Origin of the sequence: Clostridioides sp. ES-W-0016-02 (assembly GCF_020641035.1) — a bacterium.
Classification (GTDB): domain Bacteria; phylum Bacillota; class Clostridia; order Peptostreptococcales; family Peptostreptococcaceae; genus Clostridioides.
The window spans coordinates 2,222,746-2,248,348 of the sequence record NZ_CP061361.1 but is presented as its reverse complement, the minus strand read 5'-3'; the positions used below and the strand labels follow the sequence as shown (position 1 = coordinate 2,248,348).

The 25,603-nt window shown below is 27.3% G+C and carries 22 protein-coding genes and 1 riboswitch; of the genes, 18 read left to right on the top strand and 4 right to left on the bottom strand.

Going from position 1 to position 25,603, the window contains the following annotated elements:
* Nucleotides 1–48: 48 nt before the first annotated feature.
* The 7 genes from IC758_RS10955 (at nt 49) to IC758_RS10925 (ending at nt 9,133) form a co-directional block, all read left to right on the top strand.
* Nucleotides 49–837, top strand: coding sequence for an FAD binding domain-containing protein (locus IC758_RS10955; RefSeq protein WP_227860408.1), 789 nt, complete (start codon nt 49–51; stop codon nt 835–837).
* Nucleotides 837–3,137, top strand: a complete 2,301-nt coding sequence (locus IC758_RS10950) for a xanthine dehydrogenase family protein molybdopterin-binding subunit (protein ID WP_227482580.1) — start codon at nt 837–839, stop codon at nt 3,135–3,137. Before IC758_RS10955 ends, IC758_RS10950 begins: the two co-directional genes overlap by 1 nt.
* A gap of 140 nt (nt 3,138–3,277) precedes the next feature.
* Nucleotides 3,278–4,555, top strand: coding sequence for an RNA-guided endonuclease InsQ/TnpB family protein (locus IC758_RS10945; RefSeq protein WP_227830592.1), 1,278 nt, complete (start codon nt 3,278–3,280; stop codon nt 4,553–4,555).
* A gap of 201 nt (nt 4,556–4,756) precedes the next feature.
* A complete protein-coding gene (gene yqeC, locus IC758_RS10940; protein ID WP_227860407.1) occupies nt 4,757–5,485 on the top strand; it encodes a selenium cofactor biosynthesis protein YqeC in 729 nt (242 codons plus the stop codon).
* 106 nt (nt 5,486–5,591) lie between these two features.
* The gene (gene mocA, locus IC758_RS10935) at nt 5,592–6,161 is read left to right on the top strand and encodes a molybdenum cofactor cytidylyltransferase (RefSeq protein ID WP_227860406.1); all 570 of its coding nucleotides are present in this window, start codon (nt 5,592–5,594) and stop codon (nt 6,159–6,161) included.
* Complete coding sequence (locus tag IC758_RS10930) at nt 6,158–7,177, top strand: molybdopterin-binding protein (protein ID WP_227860405.1); 1,020 nt, start codon at nt 6,158–6,160, stop codon at nt 7,175–7,177. Before mocA ends, IC758_RS10930 begins: the two co-directional genes overlap by 4 nt.
* Before the next feature lie 330 nt (nt 7,178–7,507).
* Nucleotides 7,508–9,133, top strand: coding sequence for an ABC-F family ATP-binding cassette domain-containing protein (locus IC758_RS10925; RefSeq protein WP_227434992.1), 1,626 nt, complete (start codon nt 7,508–7,510; stop codon nt 9,131–9,133).
* A gap of 307 nt (nt 9,134–9,440) precedes the next feature.
* Here IC758_RS10925 and IC758_RS10920 read toward each other — a convergent pair whose 3' ends face one another.
* Both IC758_RS10920 and IC758_RS10915 read right to left on the bottom strand, forming a co-directional pair.
* Entirely contained in the window at nt 9,441–9,581 is a 141-nt protein-coding gene (locus IC758_RS10920; RefSeq protein WP_227482586.1) for a hypothetical protein, read from the bottom strand.
* Nucleotides 9,582–9,771: 190 nt separating this feature from the next.
* Nucleotides 9,772–10,884, bottom strand: coding sequence for a tyrosine-type recombinase/integrase (locus tag IC758_RS10915; protein WP_227482587.1), 1,113 nt, complete (start codon nt 10,882–10,884; stop codon nt 9,772–9,774).
* Between the two features lie 347 nt (nt 10,885–11,231).
* Here IC758_RS10915 and IC758_RS10910 point away from each other — a divergent pair, with 347 nt between their 5' ends.
* Nucleotides 11,232–11,609, top strand: a complete 378-nt coding sequence (locus IC758_RS10910; RefSeq protein WP_227434997.1) for a BlaI/MecI/CopY family transcriptional regulator — start codon at nt 11,232–11,234, stop codon at nt 11,607–11,609.
* Between the two features lie 581 nt (nt 11,610–12,190).
* Here IC758_RS10910 and IC758_RS10905 read toward each other — a convergent pair.
* Nucleotides 12,191–12,454 (bottom strand): hypothetical protein, encoded by a 264-nt coding sequence (locus IC758_RS10905; protein ID WP_227434999.1) that lies wholly within the window; start codon nt 12,452–12,454, stop codon nt 12,191–12,193.
* Between the two features lie 321 nt (nt 12,455–12,775).
* On the opposite strand from IC758_RS10905, the gene IC758_RS10900 reads away from it, so the two are divergent.
* The 4 genes from IC758_RS10900 (at nt 12,776) to IC758_RS10885 (ending at nt 16,364) form a co-directional block, all read left to right on the top strand.
* Entirely contained in the window at nt 12,776–13,348 is a 573-nt protein-coding gene (locus IC758_RS10900) for a hypothetical protein (protein WP_227435000.1), read from the top strand.
* 101 nt (nt 13,349–13,449) lie between these two features.
* The gene (locus IC758_RS10895) at nt 13,450–14,448 is read left to right on the top strand and encodes a DUF4003 domain-containing protein (protein WP_227435001.1); all 999 of its coding nucleotides are present in this window, start codon (nt 13,450–13,452) and stop codon (nt 14,446–14,448) included.
* A gap of 351 nt (nt 14,449–14,799) precedes the next feature.
* Nucleotides 14,800–15,438, top strand: a complete 639-nt coding sequence (locus tag IC758_RS10890) for a lactate utilization protein (RefSeq protein ID WP_227435003.1) — start codon at nt 14,800–14,802, stop codon at nt 15,436–15,438.
* A 26-nt stretch (nt 15,439–15,464) separates the two neighbouring features.
* Nucleotides 15,465–16,364: a YegS/Rv2252/BmrU family lipid kinase gene (locus tag IC758_RS10885; RefSeq protein WP_227435009.1), complete on the top strand. Its 900-nt coding sequence runs from the start codon at nt 15,465–15,467 to the stop codon at nt 16,362–16,364.
* Nucleotides 16,365–16,471: 107 nt separating this feature from the next.
* Here the strand turns inward: IC758_RS10885 and IC758_RS10880 are convergent, their stop codons facing one another.
* The gene (locus IC758_RS10880) at nt 16,472–18,136 is read right to left on the bottom strand and encodes a glutamine--tRNA ligase/YqeY domain fusion protein (protein ID WP_227435015.1); all 1,665 of its coding nucleotides are present in this window, start codon (nt 18,134–18,136) and stop codon (nt 16,472–16,474) included.
* Nucleotides 18,137–18,430: 294 nt separating this feature from the next.
* On the opposite strand from IC758_RS10880, the gene IC758_RS10875 reads away from it, so the two are divergent.
* From IC758_RS10875 to lysA, 6 genes are all read left to right on the top strand, one after another.
* Entirely contained in the window at nt 18,431–19,144 is a 714-nt protein-coding gene (locus IC758_RS10875) for a DUF2140 domain-containing protein (protein WP_227435017.1), read from the top strand.
* 160 nt (nt 19,145–19,304) lie between these two features.
* A complete protein-coding gene (locus IC758_RS10870; RefSeq protein ID WP_227435019.1) occupies nt 19,305–19,868 on the top strand; it encodes a hypothetical protein in 564 nt (187 codons plus the stop codon).
* A 301-nt stretch (nt 19,869–20,169) separates the two neighbouring features.
* Entirely contained in the window at nt 20,170–21,870 is a 1,701-nt protein-coding gene (locus tag IC758_RS10865; protein ID WP_227435021.1) for a hypothetical protein, read from the top strand.
* Between the two features lie 168 nt (nt 21,871–22,038).
* Nucleotides 22,039–22,656: a hypothetical protein gene (locus IC758_RS10860; protein WP_227435022.1), complete on the top strand. Its 618-nt coding sequence runs from the start codon at nt 22,039–22,041 to the stop codon at nt 22,654–22,656.
* Between the two features lie 110 nt (nt 22,657–22,766).
* Nucleotides 22,767–22,935: riboswitch (Lysine riboswitch) on the top strand.
* A gap of 81 nt (nt 22,936–23,016) precedes the next feature.
* A complete protein-coding gene (locus IC758_RS10855; RefSeq protein WP_227435024.1) occupies nt 23,017–24,210 on the top strand; it encodes an aspartate kinase in 1,194 nt (397 codons plus the stop codon).
* Nucleotides 24,211–24,227: 17 nt separating this feature from the next.
* Nucleotides 24,228–25,520, top strand: a complete 1,293-nt coding sequence (gene lysA, locus IC758_RS10850; protein ID WP_227860404.1) for a diaminopimelate decarboxylase — start codon at nt 24,228–24,230, stop codon at nt 25,518–25,520.
* The last annotated feature ends 83 nt before the right edge of the window (nt 25,521–25,603 follow it).

Below are 25,603 nucleotides of genomic sequence, written 5' to 3'. Positions count from 1 at the left end.
TACTTAGTAGGTTTCAAGTTTTAATAAATATAATATAAGGGGGATAAGATGGTTACTATAAAAGAATATTCTGTTCCACAAAGCCTAGAAGAAGCATATAAAATTTTGATTTCTAAAAAAAATAATGTTATTTTAGGTGGTTGCGGATTTATAAAATTAAGCAATAAAAACATAGGAACAGCCATAGATTTAAAGGATGTAAATCTAGACTATATAAAAGAGGATGAAAAAAATATACTAATAGGAGCAGATACATCTTTGAGAAGTTTAGAAATAAACAAAACTATTAAAAATTATTGTAGTGGAATAGTCTCAAGTGCTGTTTCTAATATAGTTGGTGTTCAATTTAGACAAGGTGCAAGAATTGGAGCTAGTGTATTTTCAAAGTATGGTTTTTCTGACTTGATTACAGCACTTTTAGTTGTTGGTGCGAAGGTAAGGTTATACAATAGTGGAATATTAGAGTTAAATGAGTTTTTGGATAGTGAATTAAATAAAGATATATTAATTGAGGTAATACTTCCTAAGAAAGATGCAGTAGCTGTATTTGATTCAATAAGAAAGTGTACAGGAGATTTTGCTATATTAAATTCAGCTATGTTAAAAGAAAATGATACTTATAAAATAGCAATTGGAGCAAGGCCTCAAAGAGCTAAATTAGCACTTGAAGCAAGTCAAATATTGAGCAAAAAAAAGGATATAGATAAAGCATCTATTATTGTAGGTAAAGAATTAATTTATGGAAGTAATATGAGGGCAAGTAAAGAATATAGAATAGATATGGCAAGTGCACTGCTTAAGAGGATGTATAGTGCTATTGAGGGAGGTAATAAATAATGATTAATAAGGGGATAAGAAAGATAGATAGTACAGCAATTGTGACAGGAAAGCCACTATATACTGAAGACCTTATTATGCATAAAGATGTTTTGACTCTTAAACTTCTTAGAAGTCCACATGCACATGCCAAAATAAAGAATATAGACACGTCAAAAGCTGAAAAAATTCCAGGAGTTGTAGGAATTTATACCTATAAAGATGTACCACAAGTTAGATATTGTGTTCCAGGTCAAACAGAACCAGAAGCATCTCCTTATGATAGAGTTTTACTTGAGGATACAGTTAGATTTGTTGGAGATGAGGTAGCATTAGTAGCAGCAGAAGATGAAAAAACTGCACTTAAAGCTTTAAAAATGATAAAAGTAGAGTATGAGATTTTAAAGCCTGTATTTAATGCAAAAGAAGCAGAAGGAAATGAAGTTATTATACATCCAGAACAAGATATAGTAGAACCGTATCCTTTTGGATTAGATGCAAAAAATAATATAGTATCAAAAGAGTTTTTCGAGTTTGGTGATGTTGAGGCTAAGCTTAAAGAAAGTGAATTTGTGGTAGAAGCATCATATAAGACTCAAAGTCAATCACATTGTATGATGGAAACTCATAGGTCATATGCATATAAAGATATAAATGATAGGATTGTTGTTGTGTCATCATTACAATCACCACACAATGTAAAGAGAATACTTAGAAAAGTATTGGGGATTCCTTCTTCTAAAATAAGGGTGATAAAGCCTAGAATAGGTGGTGGATTTGGAGGAAAGAATATAGCAGCAACCGATATATTTACTGCATTTGTGACTATGAAAACTGGAAGACCAGCAAAATTTGTCTTTACAAGAAGTGAAACCTTTGTAGGTTCTAATAGTAGGCATGAAATGTTTTTTGATGTTAGAGTAGGTGCAGACAAAGAAGGAAATTTAAAGGCGATAGAATTAAAGTCACTAAATAATACAGGTGCCTATGGTGGTAATGGAGTTTCTGTTTCTTCAGAATCAGGTCATAATACATTACCAATATATAATGATATTGATGCTGTTAGATTTGATGCTAGAACAGTATATACTAATAGATTACCAGCAGGTGCACTTAGAGGTTATGGAGCTACACAAGGCATATTTGCAATAGATAGTGCTATTGATGAATTAGCCAATAAGATTGGTATAGATCCTCTTGAATTTAGAGTTAAAAACATAATAGATAGGTACACTAATGGAAAAGCAGCAGAAGAAGAAATTCTAAGCTGTGAATTAAAACAGTGTATAGAAAAAGGGAAAAAATTAATTAATTGGGATGATAAATACCCATGTAAAGATATAGGTAATAACAAGGTAAGAGCAGTAGGAATGGCAGTGGCAAATCATGGTTCTGGTATACCACGTGTAGATATGGCAACAGTGACTATACGAATGGACGAAGATGGGACATATAAGTTATTATCTGGTCTTGCTGATTTAGGTCAAGGTGCTGATACAATTCAAGCACAAATTGCTGCAGAGACTTTAAATACGACTGTAGATAGAATATCTGTTTATACAGGTGATTCAGACCTATGTCCATATGATACAGGTGCGTTTGCTTCTTGTACTACAACAGTTACAGGAAATGCAACAATAAAAACAGCAAATAAATTAAAAGAAATAATACTTTCAGTAGCAGAATCAAAACTAGAGTCTAAAAAAGAGGATTTAGAGTTAAGTAAAGATAGAGTTTTTGTTAAGAATGATGAGAGTAAATTTGTGTTATTAGAGGAATTAGGAAGAGAGTCAGTTGGAGGTATAGGGTTTTCAAGTGACGATGTACCAGTTGTTTTAGAAGCAACAGAATCATTTGGTATGTTAAAAAGAATAAAACCATTTATAGCAGGATTTGCTGAAATAGAACTAGATAAAAATACAGGAGAATATAAGGTAATAAATTTTGCATGTGTACCTGACTGTGGTACGGTTATAAATCCAACATTAGCGAGAATACAAGTAGAAGGTGGAGTAATGATGGGGATAGGGTTTGCAATGTATGAAGACCCTAAATTTGATAAAGATGGAAAGTTATTGACAGACAGTTTCTTGCAGTATAAGGTTCCTACAAAAAAAGAAGTAGGAAATATATTAGTAGATTTTGCTGATAATTTTGACCCAGGAGGGCCTTATGGAGCTAAATCTTTAGGAGAAATAGTTATACATACGCCAGCACCAGCAATTGCAAATGCAATTTTTAATGCTACTGGAGTTCGTATAAGAGAGCTTCCTATAACTTTTGAAAAAGTGTACATGGGGATGAAAAACAACAACAAATAAATTTAATAAATGATATACTATAAAAGTATAAATTTAAGTTATTTTGCAAAATAAAGTAATTTAATAGACATTATATATGGTGCTTTATAAAAATACCATATATAATGTCTAATAGAGTAGGAGTTAAAGGAGGTGAGTTTATGCCAAATAGAACAAAAAACATACATTATGGGACTCAGAGACAACAATTAAAAAATTTAACTAAGAAAGAATATCAGGCTTTGCGAGAGATGTGCTTTTTAGCAAAGAACTTGTATAATGTTGGTACATATAATGTCAGACAACACTACTTTAATCAAGGGGAGCATCTTAATTATGAAGCCAATTATCACGTATGTAAAGAAAATGAAAACTATAAACTACTCAATAGTAATGTAGCACAACAAATACTAAAAGAAGTTGATAGTTCATTTAGGTCATTTTTTGGTTTAATTAAATTAGCTAAAGAAGGCAAGTATGATTTTAGAGGAATAAAATCACCTAAGTATTTAGATAAAGAAGGATTTTTTAGTATAATAATAGGACAAATAAGAATTAAAGAGGATGGAATTTTAAATGTGCCTATGTCTCCCGTATTTAAAAAAATGTATGGAAAGGTGAGTATAAAAGTTCCAAATAATATATTAGACAAAAAAGTTAAGGAAATAAGAATAATACCTAAACATAAGGCTAGGTTCTTTGAAATTCAGTATTGTTATGAAATACCGAAATCAGAGGAAGTTTCAAATAAAAAAAATGCACTGGCAATAGATTTAGGTTTAGAAAACTTATGTACTTGTACTACCAACTTAGGTGATAGTTTTATTATAGATGGAAGAAGGCTTAAGTCTGTGAACCAATGGGCAAATAAGCAAAATGATAAAATAGAGGCTTTAAAATTAAAAAAGAATATAAGTTTAATTACAAGAAAACAATTTAAAGTATGGAATAAAAGAAATAATCAGGTTAAAGACTATGTAAATAAAACTTGCTTTTACATAATTGACTACTGTGTAAAAAATAATATTGGCAATTTGATTGTAGGATATAATGCTAAGTTAGAAAAAAGTGATAATATGGAAAAGAAAATATATAGAAATTTTATAAGAATTCCTTTTGGAGAGATAAAAGGAAAACTAGAGTATCTATGTAAAATAAAAAATATTAATTTCATTAGACAAGAAGAAAGTTATACTAGTAAATCAGATTTTTTTGCCAATGATTACCTTCCTGATATTAATTTGGATGATGTACAGAAACACAAATTTAAGGGAGAAAGAATAACACGTGGTCAATATAAATCTAGTGTGGGTATGATTATAAATGCGGATGTAAATGCAAGTCTTAATATATTAAAAAAATCACAAATAGTTGATTTATCTTACTTGCAGAATAATCCTCAGATGTTAAAGCAACCACAAAGAATAAGAATATCTTAATAATAATTAAAAGATAAACTGATAGCGTATAAGCTTACAGCTTAGCGGCGAATTGGATCCGCCTTGTTGTTTACAACAGAATCTATTTACTTTTTAGTTTATAGAATTTCAAAAATCACTTTTACTAAAACAGTTAAATTATAAATTTCAAATAAATCAAATTTAGGATATTTAAAAGAAATATTTATGAGAGGTGAAAGTGTGAAATTATCAGATATGATAGGAGCAAATGAAATAATAACTGTAGTTGGAGCAGGAGGAAAAACTTCATTTATAAAATACTTTGCGAATTTTTATAGAGATAAGCTAAAAGTTTTACTTACAACAACTACTAAAATATATTTACCTGATGAAAAAGACTATGACAATATATTTATGACAATAGATGGAACTTCTATTCCATCTATTTGTCATGGAGTAACAGTATGTGGAAGCTGTATAAATAATGAAAATAAAATAGTAGGAATCAAGTTATCTGATTTAGAAAAAATGATAGACAAATTTGATTTGGTATTGATAGAAGGTGATGGTTCAAAGAGAAAAAAACTTAAAGGTTGGAATGATGGAGAACCAGTAGTATATTGTAAAACTACAAAAACTATAGGTATATTAGATATAACTTCACTTGGAATGGATATTAATGAAGAAAATATACATAGGTTAGATGAATTTAAAAAAATAACTAATTTAAATATGCGTAGTATAAATGATAATTCTACAGTAAATCTTGATAATTTAAAAAATGTAGTATTAAATCCAAAAGGATTGTTTAAAAATTATCATGGTAAAAAAATATTATTTATTAATAAAGTCGAAAATGAAATGTATGAAAGTTTAGCTATAAATTTAATTAAAATTATTAAAGAGCATGAAAGTGAAATAGACATATTTTATGGAAGTATAAAACAAAATTTTTGTATAAGATATTGAAGTATTAAAATAATTTATGTGATATTATATATATAGATAATATAAATAAAGATACTATAAAATCATAACAATATCAATACATTATAAATGTTAAGGAATGATATATATGATAAATGCAGTAATAATGGCGTCAGGATTTGCCAGAAGAATGGGAGAAAATAAACTTTTACTGGAATATGATGGATGTTCCATAATAGAACATGTACTTAAAGCAGTTAGTAAAATTAATTTTCATCAAGTTGTAGTTGTAAGTCAATATAAAGAAGTTTTAGCATTGTGCAATAAATATGGCTTTAAATATGTAGATAATAAAGATGCAAATATAGGTCAGAGTGAATCCATAAAATTGGGCATTTTAAATAGCTCAAAATGTGATGGATATATGTTTTTTGTGGGAGACCAACCATTTATTGATGATTTATATATAGATAAAATTATAAATACTTTTAAATTAGATAGAGATTTTATAGTAATTCCAAGATGCAAAGATGTATGTGGAAATCCAGTTGTATTTCCATTTAGCAAAAAAAAGGAATTGTTGGCACTTAAAGAAGATGAAAAAGGGAAAACTATTTTAAAAAATTCATCAAAAATAAAATACGTAGAAGTTCCCGAAAAAATGTTATTAGATATTGATACAAAAGTGGATTATGAAAGAATAGGGGGCAAATTATGAAATTAATAAAAACTATAGATGCTGTTGGACAAGTTTTATGTCATGACATTACTCAAATAATACCAGGAGAATTTAAAGGAAGAAAATTTAAAAAGGGACATGTAGTAAAAGAAGAAGACATTCCAGTTTTATTATCTCTTGGTAAAGACAACTTATATGTATGGGAAAAATCAGAGGGAATGATTCATGAAAATGAAGGAGCTTTATTTTTAAAAGAATTAACTGCTGGAGAAAATTTAGATTTCAGTGAAATAAAAGAAGGAAAGATAGATTTTATAGCAGCATGTGATGGGCTTTTAAAAATAGATGTCGATGCACTTTTTGATTTAAATTGTGTTGGCGAAATAATGATGGCAACTCTTCATAATAATTTTGTAGTAAATAAAGGGTTGAAAGTAGCTGGAACAAGAGTCATACCTTTAATTATAGATGAGAAAAAACTAGAAGAGGCAAAAAAAGTAGTTGATAACAGAAAGATAGTCAATGTGATACCTTTTAAACCTAAAAAAGTAGGAATTGTTACCACTGGTAATGAAGTGTTTTACAGTAGAATTGTTGATAAATTTGGACCAGTAATAGAAGAAAAAGTAAAGGGGTTTGGATGTGAAGTTATAGGTCAAACTATATGTCCAGATGATAAGGATATCATAAAAAATGCAATAAAAGAATTTATAAGTCAAGGAGCAGAACTTATCTGTTGTACTGGTGGAATGAGTGTAGACCCAGATGATGTCACACCAACAGCTATAAAAGAGACTGGAGCTGATTTAGTTACATATGGGTCACCAATATTACCAGGAGCAATGTTTTTACTTGCTTACTATGGAGAAGTTCCAATTATGGGTATACCAGGGTGTGCAATGTATCATAAAACTACAGTGTTTGATATAGTTCTATCTAGGATTTTAATAGATGAAAAACTTGACAAATATGATATAGCTAAATATGGTCATGGTGGTCTTTGTATGAACTGTGATGTATGTACTTACCCTGCATGTAATTTTGCTAAAATATAAAACCATAAAAATAGAGTACTTACAAACTTAGGTACTCTTTTTAAGTATTAATTATACAGAAAATATATTTTTACTAATAGCTAAAACAGTTTAAAGATTCAAATAAAGTATTTAGAGTGTGTAAAAGAATTAATAAAGTTGCAATTTGATTTTTTTATAAGTATAATATAATAGATTGTTAATTTTTATGAAACTTACAATCTTTAGTACAATTTTAATAAATATTTCACGAATTTGGTATAAAAAATATGCTGTTTACGTGATAATAAAAATGTTATCAAAATTTTATGATAAAATAAATTATGAACAAAAAGAAAGGAAAATACATTAATGTTACAAGTTACAGGTGTTGGACTTAGATTTGGTGATAAGGAACTATTTAAAGATGTTAACTTAAAATTCACTAAAGGAAATTGCTATGGAATAATAGGAGCTAATGGTGCGGGAAAATCTACTTTTTTAAAAATATTATCAGGAGAAATAGAACCAAATACAGGGAATGTGTCTATAACTGATAAAGAAAGAATGTCAGTTTTAAAACAGGACCACTTCGAATATGAGGAAGAAACTGTTTTAAATGTTGTTATAAGAGGTCATGAAAGACTTTGGAGTATAATGCATGAAAAAGATGCTTTATATATGAAAGAAGATTTTAGCGAAGAAGATGGAATAAAAGCTGCTGAACTTGAAGGTGAGTTTGCAGAACTTGATGGATGGGATGCAGAAACTAACGCTGAAAAAATACTTATGGGTCTTGGTATAACTAAGGATATGCATTACAAACAAATGAAAGAATTAGTTGGTGGAGAGAAGGTTAAAGTGTTATTAGCACAATCACTTTTTGGAAAACCTGAAATACTATTAATGGATGAGCCTACAAACCACTTGGATTTTAAATCAATAAATTGGTTAAATAATTTTATAATGGATTTAGAAGAGTCTATAGTTATAATAGTATCACATGATAGACATTTCTTAAATCAAATATGTACTAATATAGTTGATGTTGACTTTGGTAAAATACAGATGTATGTTGGAAACTACGACTTCTGGTATGAATCAAGTCAATTAGCATTACAACTTGCTAAAGACCAAAACAAAAAGACTGAGGAAAAGATAGCTCAATTAAAGGAATTCATAGCTAGATTTAGTTCTAATGCTTCAAAAGCTAAACAAGCTACATCTAGAAAGAAACAATTAGACAAATTAGAAATTGAAGATATACAACCATCAAGAAGAAGATATCCATATGTAGGATTTACACCTGCTAGGGAAATTGGTAATGAAGTTTTAGAAGTACACAATTTAACTAAAACTATAGATGGAGTTAAAGTACTTGATAATGTTTCATTTAGATTGGATAGAGATGACAAAGTAGTATTTATGGGTGATGAAATAGCTACTACTGCACTTTTAAATATAGTTATGGGAGAACTTGAACCAGATAGTGGAGAATATAAATGGGGAGTAACTACTTCTCAAGATTATCTTCCAAAAAACCATAATAAGTTTTTTGATGGAGTAGAGTATTCTCTAGTTGACTGGCTTAGACAGTTTTCTGAAGAAAAAAGTGAGAGTTTTATAAGAGGATTTTTAGGTAGAATGTTATTCTCTGGAGAAGAAGCTTTAAAAGAAGCTCAAGTTATATCTGGAGGAGAAAAAGTTAGATGTATGCTTAGTAAGCTAATGCTTTCAAATGCAAATGTACTTGTGCTAGATGACCCTACTAACCACTTAGACTTAGAAAGTATAACTTCTGTTAACAAAGGACTTGAAAAATTCCCTGGGGTGCTTTTATTTACTTCTCATGACCATGAGTTTATATCTACTATAGCAAATAGAATTATAGAGATAACTCCAAATGGAATAATGGATAGAAAGATGGATTTTGATGAGTATTTAGAAAGTAAAGAGATACAAGACCAATTAGCTAAAATGTATGGGAAAGATAAATAATTGTTAGTTTAAATATTATTTTTAATAATTATAATTATTAGAATAAAAACCTTTTAATGTTTGAGAATACGCCATAGAAGTATGTAGGTATTTAATCAAGTATTAGGAGGTTTTTTATTTAGTATATATATTGTAGTAAATAGGGTTGTAGAGATAACTCAAACAGAACTACGGATAGAAAGATGTATGGATTTTTATTATAAAAAGTACATGTCTCCAAATCAAAATTGATTGTTTACATTGTGTCAAATTACAATAATGTTTGGAGACATAATAAGAAGAAGTTATATAATATAATTTCATAAGTCTATAGACATTCTCTTTTATGATAATGTATTTTTTGTAAGGTTATAGGCGTTACTTTTTCATCATAAAAATCTTCTGCTTTACTAGTAACAATACCACCTAAGCTACAAATGATTTTAACTGTTGTGTTACGTGCTTCCATAAAAATTTCATCAACATCTTGAGAAAATAAATTAAGTTTATAACGCTAAAACTATTTTGTAATAAATATATTTTAACTCTTCTATTATAAAATTAAATTTGAATATTAATTTAACTTTAATTTTATTAGTAGTAAAAATTAATTTTATAGATGATAAAGGCTAGAGTAGTTATAATTAAAAAATGTAATATTAGTTGGCATTAAATAAGTTCTCAGAAATTTTGTCAGATGCTTCTTTATCCATTTCTTTTAGAACATGGGAATAAACATTTAAGGTTGTATTTATATTTGAATGACCAACTCTTTCTGAGATAACTTTTATAGGTACCTTAGAATTTATAAGTAAAGTAACATGTGAATGTCTTAAATCATGAAATCTAATGTGTGGCAAGTCATTCTTTTCTAAAAATCTTTTGAATTTTTTACTCATAACATCTTCAGCAATAGGTTCACATTTTTTATTGAAAAATAACAAGTCATGACTATTTCTAATAGAAGACTTTAATAAGTTTTTATTTTGTTTTATCTTATATTCCTTTAGTAAAAAGATTAATTCCTTTGGAGCAGATATTTTTCTAATAGAGCTTTCAGTCTTTGGTTCTTTAAGAATTACAGAGCCATTAATTCGAGCTGTTATCTTATTTACAGTTATTGTATTCTCTTCAAAATCAATATTATCCCAAGTCAAACCTAAAACTTCTGAAATTCTAAGACCTAAACCAACTGCTAAATTAATAGGTAATTCCATATATGTATTTTTTGACAATTTCAACAATTTTATCATTTGTTCTTTGTCATAAATTTCATTTTTAAATTTTTTATATCTTGGAGCTTCTATATTATCCATAATATTTTCTTTTACTAATTTGAGTCTATATGCTCTTTTTATTGCAAGTTTCAATATATTTATATGAATCTTAATTGATTGAGGATTCAATTTATGAGATAGTTTATCAATGTAGTTCTGTATATGAATTGGATGTAAATCCTGTATTTTATATTTACCAATAGAGGGATTAATATAATTCTTACAAATACTAACATAATTGTTGTATGTAGCTAATGATATATTTTCACTGTACTTTTTTAAAAAATCTAATAGAAATTCTGAGACAGTGATTTCGTTTGGAATTAAAAAGCCATCTTTATACAGACTTTCCTTTACTTCATTTAACCTTTTGCTCGCATCTCTTTTTTTATCAAAAATACCCATGTTCTTTTGTTTTCTTTTTCCAGTATCTTCATCTGTAAATTCAAGATAAACTACATAATTCTTGTTTCGTTTTCTAATAAATGCATTCATATATAACCCACCAATCAAAATTTTATACATTTATTATAACATATGGATAAACTCAAAAATAGTTTTTGAAATAAATTTATGGCTATTTCAAATATTGATATTTATTGATTATAAAATGAGTATATTATCTTAAATATTAGAATTTTAATTTAATAATCTGTTATACTTATATATATAAATAAAATTTATTATTTACTTTTGGGTTTTTTATGTTTGATTGGTACTGAAAATATAAGTTTTTTATATTAATAAATTTGAATTGTATATTTTGAATAAAACCTTTGACTGGGAAAGTTTATTAATATAGTATTTAATTATGTATAAGTTTGAGAGGAGTGTAAAATCATATGACTATTACTAAAATACCACCAGCGGAATTAAAGGTCATGAAATTTATTTGGGGATCAGATTTTACAGTAACATCAAAAGATGTCATTGAAGCTATGGAAAAACTATATGATTGGAAGCAAACTACAACACTAACACTTTTATCAAGATTAGTAAATAAGAAGTTCTTGGATGCTAAAAAGATAGATAGACATACACATTATACAGTTATTATTGGAGAAGCTGAATATTTACATTTTGAAACAAAAACTTTTCTAGATAATATGCATGGAAGTTCTATTGAAAGCTTTATGAAAGCATTGTTCAAAAAGGGGGTAAATGAGGAGGAATTAAATTCTGTTGAAAAATGGGTAAAAGACATTAAGAAAGATGAATAGTTTGTTTGAGATCAATAGCAAGAATAACTTTAAACATATATTTTTTGTAGTAATTGTATGTTTAAATGTATGAACATTTAAGCATTTAATAGTATATAAAAACTAAGGCTTATTAGTTATTTTTAAGATGAATTTAATTATCATAAAATAAATAGTTTTTACAATAATTAGTAAAATGAATTAAAAGTGAAGTAAACTGTAAAATACATAGATTTATTTATTAAGTATCCCTAGTTTTCTAATGCATTTTAATACTATAAGTCTAATATAAAATCAAATTTATTGATATTTAATTTTATATTAGACTTATAGCTAATCGGAGCTTAGCTAAATATCGATTATTAAAATAGAAAACTAAAATTTTTTTATTATTTATACAAATTGATTATTTTTTAGGTATATTAAAAGTTGTAATTTTATTTTTATATTGATTATTTATAGTATATTAAATGACAATGTATTAGATTGTCTTGTTGTTTAAATGAGTATTTATAAGTATAAAATAAATATTACTAAAATAGATATTAATAGCCATTAAAATAAAAAGAAAAGTTCCTAATTTTTAGGAACTTTTTATTTGTTTAGTATAATGTATGAGTTTTTGCTTCAGCAATAGCTCTTGCTGCACTTTTAGGATTTTCTATATTCTCTTTTTTATAGAAATTAATTACTTCTTCTAAATCTTTATTTTCAATGTCATCTTTTCTATTTTCAAGAATATAATTTATGATTGATTCGTTTATAAAGTTTGATAAATCTGTATTTTCATTATTAGTCATTTTGTATACTTCTTGTAATAAAATTTCATTAACTTCAACTGTAATTTGTTTTGTATTTTTTATCATATTAATCACCTCTTAAAAAAATTATAGCATTTCAAAAAAATAAAATCAATATGTTTTAAAATTATAGAATTTTAATTCTTAAATTCTTAAAAATAGAAAAATTAAATAGAAGTAGTTTTGAGCTATTAAAAAGATTAATAAAAAAAATATTTAGTCATAAAAGCCTTATACTATATGATTCTAAGATGAAGGATTTATAAAGGTTTAGGGTGAATTAAGTATAAGACAACTTCTTAAAGCAAATGAGTATGGCATTTAAATCTAAATGTAGACATATAATATTAAATATGCTAATATATCAAAATAATAAGGGGGGAATTTATGAAGCTTAAAGAAGCATTGATTACATGTGTTGTATGTAGTGTATGTTTAACTCCATTATTGGTAAATGGAGAAACAAAAATAGATGCAGAGCATTGTAAAGAATCTATAGTAAATATAGATACTATAGTAACTTCAGGTAAAAACTTTAATTCTAAATATAATCAAGGTATGGAAGACTATAAAAGCAGTGATGAGTATAAATTGAAAGTGCAAAAAGAGAGACTAGAAAACCAGCTAGGAATCAAAATAAAGGATTTAATTCCTATAACATTTGAAGTGAGTTATTATACCAGCCTTAACCAAGAAAATGGATATGGAGCTATAACTGCTACAGGAGATGATTTAGAAGATGGTTTTGTGGCAAACAATCACTTAAGTTTTGGAACTAAGATTATTGTAGATGGTAAAGTAAAAACCGTTATGGATAGGGGGTCTAGTAAGTATTTTAGTAATTCTAATGCGATAGATGTATTTGTACCCAAATGGAGTAACGAAAGTGAATCAGAGTATTATGACAGGGTTAATAATATGGGAAGGCACTATAAAAAAGGATACATCATTATGGAATAATAGTTCTTCTTCAAGTAATATGTATTGATTGCAATATTTATTACATATATAATAGATATTAAGTTAATTAATACAACAATGTATATTACTGGGAGGGCAATATGGAACAAACTTTTATAAATGGGAAAATAAACTTATTAATGGAAAATTATAAAGCATTAAATGAAGTTAAAGGTTCTTGGCAAATGGGATTAATTCAACATAGTTGTGCACTTGCATTTACGCTTAAGAACAAGAGGATAAGCCCTAGATTAGTAGAAGAGCGAATAGAGCTTATTAAAAAAAATACTGGATTATTCTCTAACTTTAGAGGATATAACATATTTTATATTGCAACACTACTTTCATTTGAATCAAATCCAGAAAGTAGTTTTAAGATGATTTTAGAGATATATAAAAATCTTAAAAATGAAAAGTTTTGGGGAGATACATATTTACCACTTACAGCATCAATAGTCTATGAAAATAGAGATAAAATGGATTATATTACATGTATATCAAAAATGAAAACAGTATACGAATATATGAGGAAAAAACATCCATTTTTAACATCTAGTGATGACTATTGTAATATAGCACTTATTGCAATTCATTCAAAAAATTTAGAAGAAGATTTAGAATACATAGAAAAATGCTATGAATTTCTAAATAAAAATGGTTTTTATAAAGGAAATGACTTACAAGCACTATCTCAAATTCTTTTATTTAGCGAAGATAGAACAATGGGTAAATGCAAAAAAACTATTGAACTTAAAAAAGCATTTAAAGAGAATGATTGTAAGTTAAATTATTATGGGTATCCAATAATAGGAGCAATTTCGTTATTAGATTATAAAGAAAATGAAATAATAGAAAATATAAAAAATGTTTCAAATAGACTTAAAGAAGAAAAAGGTTTTGGGAATTGGTCTTTAGGAAAAAGCAATAGAGTAATGATTAGTTCTGCTGTTGTGGCTTCTATTTATGCAGATTCAATACAAAAAGAAAATAATATAGATTCTATAGCTAATAATATATTTTTAAATATTATTATTGCTATTCAAGTTGCTTGTGTAATGGCAGCTACAAGTGCAGCTATAGCATCTTCTTCATCAAATTAGTGACATTATTTATTAAAATTGGATATAATAAACTTAATAATACAATTTATATGTTTAAAAAAGAATATGATATTACACTTAAATTAATTGTGATATTTAATAAAATAAAGCATATAATTAATATATAGATTTCAGAAAATATATAATACTACATACAATATAGGGAAAGTAGAAAAATACATCTACTTTCCTTTTTAATTATAAATTATGAGTTAGTCTTATAAAAAAATTTATGGAAAATTTATTTAAAGTTTTATATTGTATTTTTTCTTAGATGTACTAAAATAAAACTATAAAGAAAATAAAATTTATAACAAACTAATACATATTGAAAATAAGGGGGAAGTTGAGATGGATCAAAATCTAAATTGGCTTAAAGAAAAAAGAATAGAAAAAACAATAAAATCTCTAGAAAGTAATAACATGAAAGGGTATCTAGTAAATAATAAAGAAGAGCTTCTTAAAAAAATTGAAGAAATAGTAGAAGTAGGTTCTTTAGTAGGTTGTGGTGGCTCTATGACTTTATTTGAGACAGGAGTTATTGACTTTATAAGAGAAAAATATGATTTTCTTGATAGATATGCAAAAGATATTAAACCAGAAGAAATGAAAGAAATATACAGAAAATCATTTTGTGCAGATGCTTATTTTACAAGTACTAATGCAATAACAGAAAATGGAGAGCTCTATAATTTAGATGGAAATGGAAATAGAGTAGCTGCTATGATATATGGACCAGACAAAGTAATAGTTGTAGCAGGTGTAAATAAAATAGTTAAAGATGTAGATGAAGCTATAAAAAGAACTAAAACAATAGCCGCTCCAGCAAATTGCAAGAGACTGAATACAAATACTGGATGTAAGACTACTGGCATATGTATAGATTGTTCAAGTCCAGGAAGAATTTGCTGTAGCTATACACTTATAAAAAGACAATTAGCACCAGAAAGAATACATGTAATTTTCTTAAACGAGGACTTTGGATATTAAAAGAATAAAATAAGTAAGGAGAAATAATGAAAAAAGTAAAACTTATATACAATCCTAATTCAGGTGAAAAAAAAATATTATCAAATTTAGATACTATTATAGAATTATATCAAAAACAAAATTATTTATTGATACCCTATAGATTGAATATTAAAGAGCCTGTAAATAATGCATTTAAAGAAGTAGATAGTTCCTATGACCATATACTAATAGCAGGTGGCGATGGAACTATAGATTTAGTTGTAAATTCAATGAAAGAGTTAGATATAAAGATTCCAATCGGAATTTTACCTACAGGAACTGCAAATGATTTTTCAAATGCTCTTCAAATTCCATTTGATATAAAAGAAGCTATAAAGGAAATCATAAATTCAAAGCCAAAGAAAATAGACATAGGGAAGGTAAATAATAAATACTTTATAAATGTCGCAAGTGCAGGTATGTTTACTGATGTATCACAAAGAATAAGCACAGACTTAAAGAATTCGTTTGGAAGAATTTCTTATTATATAAAGGGAATAGAAGAAGCATTGTATATGAGGAAGTTTAAGATAAAAGTATATTCCAAAGAGATGAATTATGATGGAGATATGTATCTTATGCTGATTTTTAATGGAAAAACAGCAGGAAATATAAATTTAGCATATAAAGCTGAAATAGATGATGGATATTTAGATGTAATTATTTTTAAAGGAATGCCAATTCCAAAATCAATACCAGTTTTGATAAGTGTGCTTAGAGGTGATTACTTAGATCAATATAATGGAAATGAAATATTGTATTTTAAAACTAAAAAAGTAGATATAGAATGTAAAGATTCTCTTATAACAGACATTGATGGGGAAAAAGGTCCAGATTTTCCTCTCAATATAGAATGTATAAAAGATGGAATAGAGGTTATGGGAATCTGTAGTGGAAAAAGTTAATTATTTAAAATAAATGATGAAGACTAAAATAAAAAATTACTTCTAACTAAATTTATTTATAGTAGAAGTAATTTATATCTTAAGTCTTCATTTTTTAGTTATAACAATTATTTAGCAGGTTTAAAAGAACTTTTTAAAGGAACTATTCTATTGAACACAAGTTTTTCCTTAGTTGTATATTTATTATCTATACTAAAGAACCCATTTCTAACAAATTGGAATTTATCAAAAGGTTTAGCATCTTTTACTTGTGTAGGCTCAACAAAACCTTGTAATATTTCTAATGAATTAGGATTTATCTGTTCTAAGAAATGCTTTCCTTCATTTTCAGGTAAATCATCAAGAATCAATGGCTCAAACAATCTAAATTCACATGGTATAGCTGATTTAGCATCAACCCAATGTATTGTAGATTTTACTTTACGACCTGTAAATCCAGAACCACTCTTAGTTTCAGGGTCATAAGTACCATGTATTTCGACTACATTTCCATTTTCATCCTTAATTACATCCGTACATTTTACGAAATAAGCTCCTTTTAAACGAACTTCATTTCCTGGGAAAAATCTGAAATATTTTTTAATAGGTTCTTCCATAAAATCATCTTGTTCTATATATAATTCTCTAGAAAAAGGAACTAATCTTTTACCTTGAGATTCATCTTTAGCATTGTTTTCTATTTCAAGCATTTCAACCTTATCTTCTGGGTAGTTGGTTATAACTAGCTTTAAAGGTCTTAAAACTCCCATAGCAAGTGGAGCCTTTGGCTGTAAGTTTTCTCTTAGGAAATAATCAAGCATTTGACTGTCTACTGTAGAGTTAACTTTCGATACTCCTATTTCACTACAAAAATTACGTAAAGCTTCAGCAGTATATCCCTTACGTCTAATTCCAGATATAGTAGGAACACGAGGGTCATCCCAACCATCAACAATTCCTTCGTCTACAAGTTGTTTTAATTTTCTTTTACTCATAACAGTATTGTTTATGTTAAGTCTAGCAAATTCTATTTGTCTAGGTACATTTTCCATTTCACATTCTCTGACAAACCAATCATAAAGAGGTCTTTGGTCTTCAAACTCCAAAGTACATATAGAGTGAGTTATTCCTTCAATTGCATCTTCAATTGGATGGGCAAAAGCATACATAGGATATATACACCATTTATCTCCTGTATTATGATGTGTTGAATGAGCTATTCTGTATATAATTGGGTCTCTAAGGTTTATATTTGGAGAAGACATATCTATTTTAGCTCTTAATGTTTTTTCTCCATCTTTAAATTCACCATTTTTCATTCTTTCAAATAAATCTAGGTTTTCTTCAATAGTTCTATTTCTATAAGGGCTTTCTTTACCAGGTTCAGTAAGAGTGCCACGATACTCCCTCATTTCATCTTGTGTTAATTCACACACATAAGCTTTACCTTTTTTTATTAGGATTAAAGCTCTTTTGTACATTTCATCAAAGTAGTTAGATGCAAAATTTAATTCATTCCAATCAAATCCTAACCACTTAACATCTTCTTTTATGGATTCTACATATTCAACATCTTCTTTTAATGGATTTGTATCATCAAATCTTAAATTAGCCTTTCCATTAAATTCTTTAGCTAGTCCAAAGTTAAGACATATACTTTTTGCATGACCAATATGTAAATATCCGTTTGGTTCAGGTGGAAAACGAGTTATTATACTGTCATGTTTTCCTGTTTCTAGGTCATTTATAATAATATTTTTTATAAAGTTAGATGAGTTCGTTTCATTTGACATATTTTCATACCTCCTATTTAATTTGCTTATAATACAGAACACTACACTGTATTGCATAATATTAATTTTAATCCAAGATTAGAAAAAAATAAAGGTGTAATTAAGAGTATTATGCAAAATATTAACTTTTATACTAAAAACATGTTTTTTTACAGTTTATTTACAAAAAAGCATATTAGTTGAATTAATCTTTAAAAGACTGTATTATAATATGTATATTGTTAAGAATATTATGTGAAGTTAGTTATCTAAATTTATTTTAAATCTGTTGACAGATTTGTAAAGGAGACGATTATGGGAAGGATTGCAAAGATTATATTAAGCTTAATTGTTATTATTTTAGTGTTAACAGGTATTGTTGTATACACATTAACACCAAAAGAGAGATATGATGTTAGTTCACAAAATAATAAAATCATAGACGAAGAGTATTTATCAAAAGGTTCATATATAAATTCTATGGAAATAGTAAAAAATCCACTTAGAATGGTTGGAAAAGTATCTGTTTCCGAAGAAGAGTTTAGAAATCTAATATATACATTAATGAATAAACATGGAATTAAAGAATTTGAAAATAATTTTGTTGAGATGAAGGATGGAAAAATAAAAGTGGCAGGTCCATATAAGGTCTTTGGTCTAATCAATAGCCAATATGAGCTTGAACTAAAACCCACTTTAAAAAATGAAGATTTGGTTGTAAGTCTTGAAAATGTAAAGATTGGAAAATTTAAAATAAGTGATAAAATGCTAGAAAAAATACTAAGTAATTACAATAAAAAGGTTCCATTTGAGGTTAATGGAAATAAAATTACTTTAGAAAAAAGTTATCTTTATCCAGTAACACTTAAAAATATATCTATAAAAAAAGGAAATGTTGATTTGGATATGGAAGTAGAAATAGATTTAAAATCACAAATAAATGGAGCATTAGGTTATCTAAAGGATTCTGGAAAAGCTCAGTATATACTAAATCATTTGATTAATTTAAAGAAAACATCTGTTGGTTAAAAATATAGAAAATTTATATTTATATTTTTATTATATTTTATATAATATTAAAGCACTTTAAAATCAAAATTTGTAAAATAGCCTTTATTATGTTAGAATATTTTATGACATTAAGTTGTAAGTGTATAATATTATTTAATTACTAGATTGGGGGGAAATGATGAATAAAATTTATATTGTAACAACATATACAGGAACTGTATTATCTTATTTAATAAGAAATATAAGTAAAAAACTGTATACACATGTGTCAATATCATTAAATGAAAATTTAAAGCCAATGTATTCTTTTGGGAGATTAAATCCAAGAAATCCATTTATTGGAGGCTTTGTTGAAGAAAATATAAATCAAGGCTTATATGCTATAAGAAAAAATACTGTATGTAGAGTATATTCATTAGAAGTAGATAATTCACAATATGAAAATCTATTTAAAAATATAAAATTAATTAGTGATTATAGAGAAGATTACTATTATGATATAATGGCATTGATATATTTGTCTATGAATATTCACAGAAAAGTTGAATATAAATACGTATGTTCAAACTTTGTTGCTGATATGTTAGAAAAAAGTGAAATAGATATTTTGAATAAAGAAGCATTTGAAGTAACACCAAATGATTTCTATAATTTAAATGGTTTAACTTTAGAGTATGAAGGTTTATTGTCAGAATATAATTCTAAACAGCATTCTTATGTATCCAAAATGGCAAACATATAAAAAATTTATTTTAAAATTTATCATATAAAAATATTGCTAAATAATTAGGCTGAAGATGGTAGTTTAACTTCGAGAGGATTAAGAATTCGTAAATCTTAGTTAGAACACTTTCTTCAGTTTTTGATTTTCTGTAGTTATTTACATGATTATAATATTTTTTTGAGATATAAATCAAATATAAATAAATAGTGGTACAAAAGTATAAAGATATCTTAATACATAATAAATATGATAAATATTTATTTTTTGTAAATATATGGATATAATAGTAATAATAATATTTTATAGAGAGGAGTATTAAATGAAACGATATCTTAAAACATATGGAGTTTCACTCATAATTGTAGCAATTTATGCATTTATTAAATTACCTGTACTTAGACTGGACTTCACATCTTTATTTTCAGTAGGAATAATATTTTTTGTTGTAGCAGGAATATTAGATATGATGCTAGATAGAAATGAAAGAACATCTAAACTTGCTAAATATAATTTCTCAATAGCAATAGCTTTACTTGTATATGTTGTAGTTGTACCTTTTATAGCCTCTACACCTGTACTTCATGCAAAAGCCTATAAAGACTTATTAGGAAAGGTGACTGAGAGTAAATTTACTGATGATATGAGTCCTGTCAGTGTAAATGACATTCGTCTTGTAGATGAAGACATGGCAATGAAATTAGGTGATAAAAAACTTGGAGAAGTTCCAGCTATAGGTAGTGTATCAAAATTAGGAAAGTTTCATATACAAAATGTAGATGGAGAGTTGTACTGGGTAGCACCTCTTGTGCATAGAGATATAATTAAATGGGTTACATCTTTAAGTGGTACAAGTGGATATGTAAAGGTATCAGCAAGTAATCCTCAAGATGTTCAACTAGTTCAAGAAATAGATGGAAAACCAATAAAGATAGTATATCAACCAGAAGCTTATTTACATCAAGATTTACAAAGACATTTATACATACATGGTATTGTAAATGTTGGTATGACAGATTTTACTCTTGAAATAAATGATGAAGGAAGACCTTATTGGGTTGTAAGTTTATATGAACATAAAATTGGTTACGGAGGAGCAAATGCTACAGGCATAGCTACCGTTGATGCAGAAACTGGAAAAATAAATGTCTATAATGTTAAAAATACACCTAAATGGGTAGATAGAATACAACCACAAAAATTTGTAACAGACCAAATTCAAGACTGGGGTGTTTATGTCAATGGATTTTTAAATTCTGTTATATCAGAAAAGGGAGTACTAGTGCCAACAGAAGGGACATCGCTAGTCTATGGAAATGACAATAGGTCATATTGGTATACAGGTATAACATCGTCTGGTGGAGATGAATCTACAATTGGATTTATGCTTGTTGACTCTAGAACTAAAGAAGCTAAACTGTATAAGCAGCCAGGAGCAACTGAGACAGCTGCGATGAAATCAGCTGAAGGTAATGTTCAAGAAAAGAATTATGAAGCTACATTCCCTGTTATGTACAATATATTAGGTCAGCCAACATATGTATCATCTTTAAAAGATAAAGCTGGTCTTGTAAAGAGAGTAGCCTTTGTATCTGTTGAAGATTATAATGTACTTGGTCTAGGGGAAGATAAAAATGAAGCTTTAAGAAATTATAAAGATTCATTAGAATCTAAAGGCAATGACTTAAAGCTTGATAATGATATGAAAGATGAAGTTATAGAAGGTGTAGTAACTAGAATAAGTCCTGATGTGCGAGGAGGAAATACTAATTACTATGTAACTTTAGATTCTAATAAAGAGATAATATTTAAAGCTACCTCAAAAGTATCTAGCGAATTACCATTGACTCAAGTTGGAGACAAAGTTAAAATATCATATTCAAAAGAAGATTCTGGTGTAATTGAAATGTCAGAATTTGATAACTTAAATATTGCAAATTTTGATGATAAAAAAGCAAAACAAGAGACAGGAACTAATGAAGATACAAATTCACAAGATTCTGAAAGTCAAAGCAATGTGTAACTTAGTAAAAAAACTGTAGATAGTGTTTAGTGCATTAATAGCTAGTTTTTATAGAAATAAATTCTATAAAAACTAGCTATTTTATTTTAATTCTTTGTAAATTTAATGTCATAAATTTAATATAATATTAGTACAACTTTGCAAATAATACTTCAAGGAGAATGTACTATGACGAATATGGAAAAAGAGATATTGCTTTTAATTAGCAGGGTTAGATGTGTTACAGAAGCTCAATTTAGAAAGATTTATGGAGACCAAAAAAGATACAATAAAAAAAATTTCAAAAAAACATTGAGAAAAATGTGTAGTGAGTATACACTAAAAAAATATCCATGTGATGTGGATTATCGTAACTATAAGGACCTCTCATATGTTTACTATTTGAATGGTAGTAAGCTTTTTAAGGGAGATGATTTAATAAAGGCTCTAGTAGGGTCAGAACTAGTTGTTAGAATTAATACTGCAGGTTGTGATGTAAAAAGATTTTATCGAAATGTTAGTGTAGATGATGTTAAATATGATTTATTTATTGAATATACAGATCAATTTGGCAATATAAAGCAGGTTTTAGTAGATGTTGATTTAAATAATGAAATAGATGTTTCTAAATATGAGAATCTCTCTAGAAAAATAGATAAATCTACAATTCCATTTTTTAGAGTACCAAATATTTTGGTGGTTACACCAGATAATTTATCTGAATTAAATGACTTAGAGAAAGAAGATAATGAATATAGTATAAATTTTATAGATTTAGGATTAAATAAACTATTTAATTGTATATAAGATATTTTTAGAAAATAAAGTTTTTGATTTGCCACATTTTGTAAAAAAATTGTTGCAATATTATATAGAATATGATAAAACTATATTAATAAATTAATTAATAATAATGAGCCTAGGGTAGAGGTAGCTATATTCAAGAGTAATCAATAGTAGCTGGTAAGTGTTGATGATTGATGAAAGGGTCTATAGCCGAAGAAAAGTTGTTGACAAACAGATTTTCTGGACTTATGCAGAATATGCATAAGGCTGTCACTTTTAAAGTGGTGAGCTACAAGGTTACTTGGTCTATGAAGTTCACACGTCCAAAGTATACCTTTGGGCGTTTTTATTTATCAAAATTTAGCTTGAGGGGGAAAAAGCATGAGTATAATTGTCCAAAAATATGGAGGAAGTTCAGTTGCAGATACTGACAAAATAAAGTCAATTGCAGAAAATATAATAGAAAGAAGAAAAGAAAATCCACAAATGGTAATAGTTGTATCTGCTATGGGAAAATCAACAGATGAATATATAAACTTGGCAAAAGAATTGAGTAATGAACCTAGTAAAAGAGAGCTAGATGCTTTAATGTCTACTGGAGAAATGATTTCAGCATCTTTATTATCAATAGCATTAAATGCACTTGGTTGTAAAGCCATAAGCTATAATGCTTATCAATTAAATATAAAAACAAGCGGACTTCATGGAAAATCTCAAATTGACGATATAAATGTAAATAGAATAAAGAATAGTTTAGATGAAGGGAATGTTGTAATAGTAACTGGATTTCAAGGAATCAATGAAGATGGTGATGTAACTACTCTTGGAAGAGGTGGTTCAGACACATCTGCTGTAGCTCTTGCAGTTAAATTAAATGGCAAATGTGAGATATATACAGATGTTGATGGAATTTATTTTACAGACCCAAGAAAATATGCAAAGGCAAATAAACTTGATGAGATTGAATATGAAGAGATGCTTGAATTAGCAAGTTTAGGAGCACAAGTAATGCATTCAAGAAGTATAGAACTTGCACAAAAATATGGTGTTGAAATTTATGTTGGACGTACATGTAGTACAGTAAAAGGAACATATATAAGAGGGGGAAAAGACATGAAATTAGAGGATAAAGTAATAACAGGATTAGCTACTAGTGATGATGATAGTTCTATAACAATAAAAGATTTTAAAGTAGAAAATATATCTAGTTTATTTGAAGATATAGCAACTATGGGAATAAGTGTGGATATGATAAGTCAAACTGCACCTATTTTAGATAAAATAAGTGTGTCATTTACAGTTCCAAAAGAAGAATTAGGAGAGTGCAAAAAGATAGTGTCTAAATATACAAATGAAGAACATGTAGTAATTGATAATAACATCACTAAATTCTCTTTAGTAGGTCTTGGTATGAAAAATACTTCTGGAGTTGCTGCTAAAGTATTTAAGATATTTAATGAAAATGGTATAATGGTAAAACTTATAACTACATCAGAAATTCGTATAACTTGTGCCATAAATTCTGATGATAAACAAGTAGCTATTGAGAAAATAGCAGAAGTATTTAATATATAAAACTTAGGGAGGATATTATGAAACTTCATGGAACTATGACTGTAAAAGACAATGAATTATATATTGGAGGTGTAAGCTGTCTAGAGCTTAGTAAAAAATATCAAACTCCATTATATGTATTTGACGAAGACTTAGTAAGACAAAACTGTAGAGAATATATAAAATATTTTAAGGCTAAAGATGGAAAAAATAAAGTTGCTTATGCAGGTAAGGCATTTTTACCTCTTTATATGTGTAATCTTATAAATGAAGAAGAGATGTGTTTGGATGTAGTTTCAGGAGGGGAACTATATACAGCTTATAAATCAAATTTTCCTATGGAAAAAGTTTTCTTTCATGGAAACAATAAAACTGAAGAAGAAATAAATATGGGATTAGATTTGGGAGTAGGTAAGTTTGTAGTAGATAATTTCTATGAGTTAGATTTAATTGAAAAATTATGTGAAGAGAAGAAGAAAACTCAAGAAATATATTTTAGAATAACACCTGGTATAGAAGCTCACACACACGATTATATAAAAACAGGTCAAATAGATTCTAAATTTGGTTTTGCTTTAGTAAATGGAGATTTGTTTAGAGCAATAGAAAAATTGAATGATTATACAAATATTAAATTGGTAGGTCTTCATGCTCATATCGGTTCACAAATATTTGATGTAGAACCATACATAGATACAGTAGATATAATGATGAACTTAGTAAAAGAAATAAAAGAAAAATTTAATATACAGCTGACAGAAATTGACTTAGGCGGAGGTGTAGGTGTTTATTATAGTAAAGGTGATAAACCTAAAACTATAAGAGAATTCTGTGAAACTATAATCACTAAAGCAGAAAATTCTTGTAAAGAACTTGGAATAGAAGTACCTACATTGGTAATAGAACCAGGAAGGTCAATAGTTGCAAATGCAGGAAGTACATTGTATACAGTAGGTTCAATAAAAGATATAAAAGATGTTAGAGTTTATGTAAGTGTAGATGGAGGTATGACAGACAATGTAAGACCTTCACTATATCAAGCTAATTATGAATGCAGTATTGTAAATAAGATTAACCATGAAACCATGAACCATGTAACAATAGCTGGTAAATGTTGTGAAAGTGGAGATATATTAATTGGAGATATAGATATAATGGATATAAAAAGTGGAGATGTACTTATAACAACATCAACAGGTGCATATGGATATTCAATGTCTTCAAATTATAATAAAATACCAAGAGCAGCAGTAGTGTCAGTATTTGATGGAGATGACAAGATAATTTGTAAAAGACAAAGTTATGAAGACTTATTATCTTTAGAAGTATAGAAGAAGAATTAAATATTAAATTTTAAAATAAGTAGATTAGACGATATATCTATAGATTTAAACTAATTTTTAGTTTGTTATAG